10 protein-coding genes and 1 pseudogene are annotated in these 9,882 nt (G+C 60.5%); 6 read left to right on the forward strand and 5 right to left on the reverse strand.

All coding sequences use genetic code 11. From position 1 onward, the window contains the following. Positions 1–12 precede the first annotated feature (12 nt). From DUPY_RS09070 to DUPY_RS09085, 4 genes are all read right to left on the reverse strand, one after another. Positions 13–1,110, reverse strand: a complete 1,098-nt coding sequence (locus DUPY_RS09070) for a porin (protein WP_070247492.1) — start codon at positions 1,108–1,110, stop codon at positions 13–15. A gap of 91 nt (positions 1,111–1,201) precedes the next feature. Next, a complete protein-coding gene (locus DUPY_RS09075) occupies positions 1,202–2,218 on the reverse strand; it encodes an ABC transporter substrate-binding protein (RefSeq protein WP_070247493.1) in 1,017 nt (338 codons plus the stop codon). Positions 2,219–2,256: 38 nt separating this feature from the next. Beyond that, entirely contained in the window at positions 2,257–3,159 is a 903-nt protein-coding gene (locus DUPY_RS09080; protein ID WP_070247494.1) for an ABC transporter permease, read from the reverse strand. A 15-nt stretch (positions 3,160–3,174) separates the two neighbouring features. Then, positions 3,175–3,966 carry an ABC transporter ATP-binding protein gene (locus tag DUPY_RS09085; protein ID WP_070247495.1) on the reverse strand — a complete coding sequence of 264 codons (792 nt, stop codon included), beginning with the start codon at positions 3,964–3,966 and terminating at the stop codon, positions 3,175–3,177. Positions 3,967–4,048: 82 nt separating this feature from the next. Between DUPY_RS09085 and DUPY_RS09090 the strand changes: the two genes are divergently transcribed. The 6 genes from DUPY_RS09090 to DUPY_RS09105 all read left to right on the forward strand — a co-directional run bounded on the left by DUPY_RS09090 (position 4,049) and on the right by DUPY_RS09105 (position 8,550). Continuing rightward, positions 4,049–4,714 (forward strand): response regulator transcription factor, encoded by a 666-nt coding sequence (locus tag DUPY_RS09090; RefSeq protein WP_070247496.1) that lies wholly within the window; start codon positions 4,049–4,051, stop codon positions 4,712–4,714. Positions 4,715–4,724: 10 nt separating this feature from the next. Then, complete coding sequence (locus tag DUPY_RS09095; protein WP_070247497.1) at positions 4,725–6,107, forward strand: sensor histidine kinase N-terminal domain-containing protein; 1,383 nt, start codon at positions 4,725–4,727, stop codon at positions 6,105–6,107. 45 nt (positions 6,108–6,152) lie between these two features. Continuing rightward, on the forward strand, positions 6,153–6,473 hold the full coding sequence (gene vapB, locus DUPY_RS28850; RefSeq protein WP_141749480.1) for a type II toxin-antitoxin system VapB family antitoxin: 321 nt from the start codon (positions 6,153–6,155) through the stop codon (positions 6,471–6,473). Positions 6,474–6,528: 55 nt separating this feature from the next. Further along, entirely contained in the window at positions 6,529–6,927 is a 399-nt protein-coding gene (locus DUPY_RS09100; protein WP_229255300.1) for an MAPEG family protein, read from the forward strand. A gap of 272 nt (positions 6,928–7,199) precedes the next feature. Continuing rightward, positions 7,200–7,334 (forward strand): hypothetical protein, encoded by a 135-nt coding sequence (locus tag DUPY_RS29050; RefSeq protein WP_267875807.1) that lies wholly within the window; start codon positions 7,200–7,202, stop codon positions 7,332–7,334. 235 nt (positions 7,335–7,569) lie between these two features. Further along, entirely contained in the window at positions 7,570–8,550 is a 981-nt protein-coding gene (locus DUPY_RS09105) for a hypothetical protein (protein ID WP_070247498.1), read from the forward strand. 400 nt (positions 8,551–8,950) lie between these two features. Here DUPY_RS09105 and DUPY_RS09110 read toward each other — a convergent pair. After that, positions 8,951–9,694: pseudogene (locus DUPY_RS09110) on the reverse strand (Fic family protein); the annotation flags it as partial. Positions 9,695–9,882: the final 188 nt, after the last annotated feature.

Here is a 9,882-nt window from a genome sequence, read left to right on the forward strand (position 1 = left end):
TTGACTGCCGTATCAGAAGCGGTGCTGCACCCCTGCCATCAGGCCATGCTGGTTGTCGCCATAGCCGTCGCTGTCGCGCGACAGGCTGACCAACCGATTGTTTTTCGCTTTGGCATAGGCGCCCGTCAGATACAGGTCGGTGCGTTTCGACAGCGCGTAGCGGAAGCGGGCCACCAGCATCTTGGGATCGGCGTCTGTGCCGGGCGCGACGTTTTTCACGTCCTGGTAATACAGAACACCCGTCAAGGTAATGGCCGGGGTCGCCTGGTAACTGCCGCCGGCCCAGTACAAATTGGCCTGCACTTCCGGCAAATTGGCATTGGCCAATTCTTGCCGATAGGCGCGCATGGCGGCCTGCAGTTTGTAGCCGCTGCCGGTATAGGCAAGGCCGAAGTGGACGGCGCGCGCCTGGTCGCGTCTGCCGCTGGCCGGCACCACGTTGCCATTGATCTGCTCCCAGGTCAGCGTGGTGGCGAACGGTCCTGTGCCCCAGGTGACTGCGGCGGCCAGCTTGCGGCTGTCGGCCGACCCGGTCGTCTGTTCGCCGGCGCCGTACGATGCGCCGTACTTGAAGTCGCCAGCCTGGCCGGCGTATTTGACCAGGTTATCGAAGCCGGTGGTCATGCCGTACTTGTTGACGACGCCGTTGGCGCGGTTCGATGCATTGCCGGTCGTGGCCCACGAATAGTATGGCGCGTAGGCCATCGGGTCGTAGCCGACCATGAAATCGTAGACGGTGGTAAACGAGCGGCCCAGCACCAGCTTGCCAAAGCTGCCTTGCAGGCCGACGTTGGCCTGGCGCTTGAACAGTGCGGTGTCCCCCATGCCCGTGTCGAGCGCAGCCGCGCCCTCGAGATTAAAACTGGCCTGCATGCCGCCGCCCAGGTCTTCCACGCCGCGAAAGCCGAAGCGCGACGTGTTCATGCCGCCCGAGGAAACCCGGGTGACCGTGCCACCGCCACCGACGGCATTGTTGTTGGATGTCTCGACACCGACGTCGAGCAGGCCGTAGATGGTCACCCCCGTGGCGTCTTTAGATTGGGCGTGTGCATTGCTGGCGCACAGCAGCGCGCCTGCCGAGAGGGCCAGGGCCCTGGTCAGTTGTTTCATCATGTCTCCGGATAATCGTTATTGTGATGGTGTTGCCGTGGCAGCCGGCTGGCACCGGCTGCCTGTTACCTGTTACGTGTTACTTGTTACCTCACGAGCCCTTGCGGCTCTTGACGCTGTCGATGAACAGCTCGGACCAGGTTTTCGGCCGGGTCTTGATGGTGCCGGCCAGGCCCATGAAGTCGACGTACTGCATGATGCCCACCGGAGTGGTCGAGAACTGGTTGTCGGGGTCGGCCAACATGGCTTCCACCTCGGCTTGCGTCAGCTTGATTTTGGAGATGCGCAAAAAGGTTTCGGCCGCGCCCTTGCGGTCGCGCGCGATGTAGGCATTGGCTTCTTCCTGCGCTGCCACGAACGCCTGAGTCAGTTTCGGGTTCTGCACGGTGAACTGCTTCATCGCGAACACCACGTCGAGCGTGATATTGCCCAGCACGGCGGTGGAGCTGAGCACCCGCGTGATGCGCGGATCCTTGGCTTCCTGGTAAGAAAACGGCGGCGAGGTGAAGTGCGCCGCGATCTCGGTTTTACCCGACAACAGCGCGCCCACCGCTTCCGGATGGCCCAGGCTCACGGTGAGCGGGTCCAGCTTGGCATAGTTGGCGTGGCCGAATTCCTTGGCCACTGCCATCTGCAGCACCACGGCCGAGAGCGAGGTCTTGATGCCGGGGATGGCGATCTTGTCCTTCGGCGTGAAGTCCTTGAGCGACTTGATTTTCGGGTTGTTGGTGTTGAGCCACAGCGACGCGGTGCTCAGCGCGCCCAGTCCGATCACTTCCGAGCGGGGAATGCCGTTCGCCTTCGACCACAGCGTGATGAAACCCGGCGCGCCGGTACCGGCGATGTCGAGGTTGCCCGACAACATGGCATCGTTGATGACGTTGCCGCCATCGAGCGTCGCCCAGTTGGTCGTCACATCGCCCAGTCCGGCCGCCTTGGCGTGCTTCTCGATCAGTTTCTGATCGCGGATGACCATCAGCGGCAGGTACAACATGCCGTAGCCGTGCGACAGGCGCACCGCATTGGCTTCGGCGTTGGCATTCCCGGCCAGCAGCGACAAGGACAGCGCGGCGCCGAGGGCGAGTTTGGAAAGTTTCAGGCAGTTCATGGTGTCTCCGTATTGTTATGAAGTTGACGCGGGGTGGATCAGTGGTTTTGCATGCCCCAGCGGCGGATGGTTTTCCGTTCGATGGTGGCGAAGATGAAGTTCTCGACGCACAGGCCGATCAGGATCACGAAGAACAGGCCGGCAAACACATTGGCCGTTTCGAGCTGGTTGCGGTTTTCAAAGATGTACCAGCCCAGGCCGCCGCTGCCGGACGACACGCCGAACACCAGCTCGGCAGCGATAAGGGTGCGCCAGGCAAAGGCCCAGCCCACTTTCAGGCCGGTCAGGATGCTGCCGAAGGCGGCAGGAATCAGGATCAGGCGCACCAGCTTGAATCCCTTCAGGCCGTAATTCTGCCCCACCATGCGCATGGTTTGCGATACGCCGCGAAAGCCCGCATGGGTGTTCAGCGCCACCGCCCACAGGACCGAGTGGACCAGCACGAAGATGATGCTGCCGTTGCCGAGGCCGAACCAGATCAGCGCCAGCGGCAACAGCGCGATGGCTGGCAGCGGGTTGAACATCGACGTCAGCGTTTCGAGGAAATCGGTGCCGATGCGCGAGCTGATCGCCAGCGTGGTGAGCAAGGTCGCCAGTCCGATACCGATGCCATAGCCGATCAATAGGGTTTTCATCGACACGCCGGCGCGGTCGATCAGCACGCCGCTGCTGATGCCCGCAAAAAAGGCGCGCACGGTGTCGCTGAAGCTGGGGAACAGCAGTGCATTGTCGAGCCAGCGGCCATACACTTCCCACACCACCGCCAGCAGCAGCAGGATCACCACCTTGCGCACGCCGCCGTGGCGGTACAGGTTTTCAAAGGTCGATAACGGGCGCTGAATGGCGGCGGCATCGTGCACGGCCGGCTGGCGCACGATTTCCGCGCGTTCGTAGGGTTGGGCCTGGCTGGCAGGGGGCGTGGTTTTCAAGGCTGCGTTCATGGTTGTCTCTACTTTTTAATGTTGTGCAAACAGCATGTCGTTAATACGGGTCTCGAGCGCTACCTGGCTGGCGCTGCCCATTTCGGCGGCCGGAATGCTGTTCAGCTCCGCCTTGACCTGGCCCGGATGGGGCGTCAGCAGCAGGATGCGGGTGCCGATGCGGATCGCTTCTTCGATCGAGTGCGTGACGAACAGCACGGTAAAGCGGGTATCGTCCCACAGGCGCAGCAGTTCATCCTGCATCTTGCGGCGCGTGAGCGCATCGAGTGCGGCAAACGGCTCGTCCATGAGCAGTACGGCCGGCTCCATCGCCATGCCGCGCGCGATCGAGACGCGCTGCTTCATGCCGCCCGACAGTGTGTGCGGGTAGCTGTCGATGAATTTGGCCAGGCCCACCTTGTCGATGTAGTAGGCGGCGCGTTCGGCGGCAGCCTTGCCCTGCAGGCGGCCGCTCGCTTCCAGCGCGAATTCGACGTTCTCGCGCACGGTTTTCCACGGCAGCAACTGGTCGAACTCCTGGAACACCATCATGCGTTCCGGATTCGGTTCGCGCACCTCGCCGCCGTTGAGTAGAATGCGGCCCTGCACCGGCTTCATGTAGCCGCCGATGGCTTTGAGCAGCGTCGATTTGCCGCAGCCCGATGGACCGAGCAGGATGTAGCGATCTGCCGGATACACCTTGAAACTGACGTCCTGCGCGGCGGTGACCAGGTGCTCGGTGGTCTTGTACTGGAGGGTGACATTGTCGATCTCGAGCAAGGGAACCGGCCCATTACCTGCTTGGCTGGCAAGTTCTGCGTTTTTCATATAATCTCCATACGTTTTGTGAATGCTTGCCGAATCTTGCACCGCGAACCTGTAATGAAACTGACAAAAAGGAAGTGGATCCGTGCGAATTCTGGTGGTGGAAGACACGGTCGATGTGGCCGAAGCGATCGTCGCCTCGCTCACGCGCATCGGCCACGTGGTCGACTGGGAGGCGCACGGCGGACGGGCCGAGACGCGTGTGCTCGATCCCCATTACGACCTGCTGGTGCTCGATATCATGCTGCCCGACGTCGACGGTTTCGAGCTGCTCAGGAAGGTACGGGCCAAGGGGCTGGCCACCAGCGTGCTGATGCTCACTGCCTGCGCCGAGATCGAGGAACGGGTGCACGCGCTTGACCTGGGCGCCGACGACTACCTGGTCAAGCCCTTCGATTACCGCGAACTGGATGCGCGTATCCGCGTGCTGCTGCGGCGCGGCGGCGGCGGCAGCACCAACCTGCTGGTGGCCGGCAAGGTCAGCGTTGATCGCAAGACCCGCAGTGTGCTGCTCGATGGCCGCCCGCTCGAACTGATGCGGCGCGAAGTGACGCTGCTGGAAATCCTGCTCTCGCGCCCCGGGCGCATTTTCGGTAAAGACGAGCTGATCGACCGGCTGTTCACCATCGACGACAACCCGACTACCAATGCGGTGGAACAGTACGTGGGCCGCCTGCGCAAGAAGCTGGTCGGCGCCGGCTTCGAAATCCGCACCCTGCGCGGCCTCGGCTACCAGGTGGTACTGGCGTGACGGCGGTCACTTGATCGTCGCCCGCGGGTCGCTGTACACGCGCCTGGCCCTGCGTGTGAGCATGGTGATCGCCGCCAGCGCGGCGGTGCTCTTGGGGGCGATCTGGTACACCACGCAAGTAGCTGCAAATGAAGCCTACGACCGCCTATTGACCGGCAACGCGCTGCAAATTGCCGAGAACACCTGGCTACAGGGCGACAGCGTCACGGTCGATGTACCGGTTGCCGCGTTCATGCTCACGCCCGGCGTACGGACGTTTTACACGGTGCTCGATCCGCAGGGACGCAGCATTGCCGGCGACCCGGATTTCAAGCCCGACATTCCGTGGGAGCGATTGTCCGAAGGGCCGCTGCTGTCCGACGGCGTCTACCAGGACGCCGACGTGCGCATCGTCGTGCTGGGGCGGCGCCTGGCCATCGACAATGCGCACCCGTGGGCAGTGGTGGCGGTGGCACAGACCAAGGCTGCGCGGCTCTCGTTTGCCAAAAACCTGTCCGGCAATGCGCTGATCGTGATCGCCGTGATGGCCATCCTGACAGTATTGGCCTCGACGTTCACGCTGTACCAGACGCTGGCGCCGCTCGAGCGCATCGAGCAGGCGCTGGCCGCGCGTGACCCCAACGACCTGGCGCCGCTGGCAATGGAAGTGCCGGCCGAAATCCATGCGCTGGTCAGCGCGATCAATGGCTTCATGCAGCGCCTCGCGCTGCACCAGGGCTTGCTGCGCCGCGTGATCGGCGACGCCGCGCACCAGTTGCGCACACCCGTCGCCGCGCTGGTCTCGCAGGTGGAACTGCTCTCGCGCCAGGCCGATGAAACGCGCAAACACGCGCACCTGGCGCGACTGCGATCGCTGACCTCCAACCTGGGCCGCCAGATCGGGCAGCTGATCAACCACGCCATGGTGCAGCACCGGGCGGACAGCGCCATCCCGGTATGCCTGGACATGGCAGAGCTGGTGCGCGGAGAAATGGCCGAGATGCTCTCGTCCTGGCATGACCGCGATCTGCAGGCGCTCGACGTCGGCATGGACATGCCTGCCGTGCCCTGCATGGTCGATGGCGATGCCACGACCTTGCGCGAGGCAGTCAAGAATATCCTGGACAACGCCCTGCTGTACGGCGCGCCGGGTTTGCTGCATGTCGACATCAAGGCGGCGGGCCCCGACTGGGAAGTTCGCTTTATCGATGACGGCCCCGGCATTCCGGCGGCCAGCCAGGCCAGCGTGCGTGCGCCTTTTTCACCGCGCAGCGGCAACCGCGCCGGCGGCAGCCTGGGCTTGTCTATCGTCGAACAGGTGATGGGGGCGCACGGCGGCGCCCTGCTGTTCAGTCATGACGAAGGCGGTCGCTTTGCAGTGGTGCTGCGCATGCCGCAGGCCGCACGGGCCTGAGGACGGAGACGCGACAGCGAACGAGTATCTGATTCGATGTTGGCGATGAGACCAAGGTGCCATTTTCAAAACAATCGTAGCAACGCAATACGCTTGCCTAAGGCTGTCGCTTTTGCTGACAATGTTAAGCGGGTTGATCTCGTGGTGTTGGGCAAAACCCGAATCATTACGCCGGCAGGTTCACCATGGGAAAGCGGGTTTGACGGGTCAGGCGTCACCGCTGACTTTATGCTGGAGCGCGAGCAGTCTGCGGAGCAGTACAGGGGAATAATTCTAAAGGGTAACAGGAAGCGGAGGCTTGCATCGCTCACACTCGGAAGCCTGCCTATGTGCAGCACTGCACTGTGCGCATCGAACGCCGGGTGAGCAAGGGACAGGATTGGGTTACCCTTTCCCCACTGAACTTACCGTTGGAACCCCGATGATGACAACCGAACTGACACTGCTGGCCTGCACCCTGGTGCTCGCTATTGTCCAGATTATGCTGGTGGCGCAAATGCGCACGGCCGAGACTGGTCTTGAATACAATGCGAGTGCACGCGATGCCAAGGCGCCGCCGCCACGACCGGTCACTGCCCGTTTGCAGCGCGCGCAGGCTAATCTGTTTGAGACCCTGCCGCTGTTTATCGGCGCTGTCCTGATCGCCCACGTCGCGGGCCGTGAAGGCGACCTGACGCTGTGGGGCTGCTGGTTATATCTGCTGTGTCGCGTGGTGTACGTGCCGCTGTATGCAGCCGGCATTCCCTATGTACGCTCTTTGGTATGGCTGGCGTCCATGATCGGACTGGGGATGGTGCTGGCAGCCATACTGATCGGCTGATGCCGGATCACGAACATGCGACCAGAGACAGCCAAATTTGTCGAGACTTGCTCCAAGGCTACCGAATAGATAAATTATATAAACTATTTATTCAGTTTATCCATCTGTGACCAGATAGCCACTGCAACGAGACATGCACCGTTTTTTTGAGAGATGACAAACCATGCTCAATTTGTTCGATTGACGCTATGTACTTGAATTGATGGAGGCGAGGATCGGAGTCGAACCGACCTAGACGGCTTTGCAGGCCGTCTTTTGTCTTTAGAATCAACATGTTCCTTCAAAACCGCGATTTTTGCCTAAAAATTGCATCAGGAGCAACAGTAAAACCAGAGGAAATTTTGCTGTTGAGCGTTGTTTTGCCTGATTTTGTATTGCTGGGCTTAACGGCCTGGTTGGCCGTCTAGTGATAGGGTTGGTGGCCGGCTTTTTTTTGCGATTCTGGGGCTGGACATCGCGAGGTCGACGGAATTGTCATTGGAAATTGCGCGTTAATGGCCGCCGCACCGTTGAAATGCCGCTTGAAGTTTATTCGGCGCCATTACGGACGAGTCCGAGAGGTGGGCCGAGGCCGCATTGTTTCCTGCAGCATTTGGCGCTGGTACTATAGAGTTAACAACATTGCCCATAACAAGTAGATTTATGGAAATCCTGGAAGCCTGGTGCGTGGAGCTCGGCGAGGTCGTCGATATTTACGACGCCCAGAACGCGTACTTCGACCTGCCGGAGAAAAATCGGAAACGCTTTACGTTCGGTTGCTCGGATGAGCAGTGCCGTCGAACCAAGAACCCGCTCGTTTCCGGTGTTAATTACCACAAGCTCGCGGAAGAAACCGAGAAGTTCCTCCAGCCGCACTTTCGCAGGCCTGCTGCGAACGAGCATCTGACGTCCTGTATCTGGTACGAATCCGCCGGTGAAAAAGCTGTTCCTGGTTCGCTAGATGGCGACGGAAAATCTCGCGTGGCGCAGGCAAAAAAAACCGATGTTCTCGACATTTTCCAGCCAGCCAAGTCCGATACCGTGATGCGCGCTGGTGGACAGTCGAAGCCTGCTGATGCCGCCGCCCCGGCCGGCGTGGCGCACGCGAACGAGACCAACGACGGTACGACCAGAAAGGCCGGGGGCGGCTACAGCAAGACGTCAAGGCTGGAACGCTTTATCGACTGCTGGCTGCAATTCGAAGGCGATGATTTAAAGGTTCACGAGGTTGTCATCGAAGGAAAAACCCTCAGCTATCGGACTGCCGTCACCAACCCGACGTGGATCAGGCAAGAGCATAACGGTCAGCGCATCCTGTACGGCGCAGCAGATATCAAGTTCTGGCCGGCGGCCAAGCCGACGCACCTCTACTTGAACTTCCGGGACCAATGCGAGCAGTTCGAGGGTAACTTGGGAAGCAAATCGCTGGCGATCCAGCTGCGTCTGGGGCGAATTCGTCAACATCGCGGCGGAAACGTCATGCTCAGCAAGTTGACGCAGGCGCAGCGCTCCGACCATTATCTGAAAGTTTATTGCTGGGGCATGATCAAGCCCTGGGAGCGGCGGCCGGGGTACGTCGTGGAGATCGTTTCGCTCAACAATCTGGTTCTGAAACCCATCGAGAAGAAGTCCCGGGGACGATAGAACCCCTCAGCGAGTTAGCTCGCCGATGGATGGCAGTCTGACGCTGCGGAGAGCGGCACCGTTGATGACGGCATCGGATGGACGCAGGCGCCTGATCAGGCATCAACATCGGCAGCTCGCGTTGGCGACAGCGCAATCGGCGGCCCTCTGCGTAAAAAGGCTACCGCGTAAGGCGTTTTCTTGCTCCTGGAGTGACGACCTTGCCGCTATCGTGGAGAGTGACTTCCTTGCCTACTTCAATATCTTCAGAGGGAAATTTGTGCCGGTCCCATACCAGATGCCTCCCATCACCTGCATCCTGGATGATTTCCGAAGCCGACATAGCAACGATACTGCCGGTGCACTGATAGATGCCGGGCACGGCGTGCCATTGTTGCGCGAGAGGCCCGACCTTTTTCTGCGGTAGCAATCCAAGGTATACTTCCAGCGACCGCAGCACTGCGTCCGCTACCAGGCCGGTGACGGGACCATGATCTCCGGTGAGGCAAGCTTCGTCGAGCGCGTCATAATAGGCAAGCCGGTCTTCCTTGCGGATGACCGTCGGCGGGTAGCCCTCTTTCATGAGTTCAAAGTTCATCAGCAGGCGACCGGTTCGTCCGTTGCCATCCACAAACGGATGGATTTTGACGAACCTGGCATGCAGTTCCGCTGCGCGCTCGATGACGTGCATGCGTGCAGATCGCTCATGCCATTGGATCAGCTGTTGCATCTCCCGATCGATGTGCAGGAAATCCGGTGGCGTCGTGCTCGCGCCGGAGATAACGACGTTCTCGCGCCGATAGCGCCCCGCTTCGTCCTGATCGATGCCCTTCATAATCAGGCTGTGAATGTTCTTGATTTGCCACTCGCTCAGGCCCTCCTGCTTCGCGACGATCTCCTCGACATAAACGATGGCATCGCGGTGGTTCGTAGCTTCCAGGTGCTCGCGCAGCGACTTGCCGCCGACCGTGATCCCTTCCAGCACAACCTTGGTCTCGCGTAGGGTGAGCGTGTTGCCTTCGATCGCGTTGGAATGGTAGGTCCATTCCAGCATCAGCTTTTCGCGTAAGGAGGCGACCGTGTTCGGCGGCAGCGGTCGCTGCCGGTCCAGCTTGGCTTTCTCGGCATCGACTGTTTGCAGCCTAGTTTTAAGTTCGGAGGGCATGAGTTGTAACGTCGTGTGCAAGTGGAGGCATGGATGCTTCAAGCCGTCGATGGAGAATCCTATCATGGCTCATACACGTCGGAGGCGGACAACGGTAGTGAGGTGCCCCATAAAGGCGAACAGCTGAAAAGATTGGGTATTTCGGTCCATCGTGCCCACTGATTCCGGTTCATCGTGCCCAGCGATTC

It is taken from the genome of Duganella phyllosphaerae (assembly GCF_001758785.1).
GTDB classification, from domain to species: Bacteria; Pseudomonadota; Gammaproteobacteria; order Burkholderiales; family Burkholderiaceae_D; genus Rugamonas; species Rugamonas phyllosphaerae.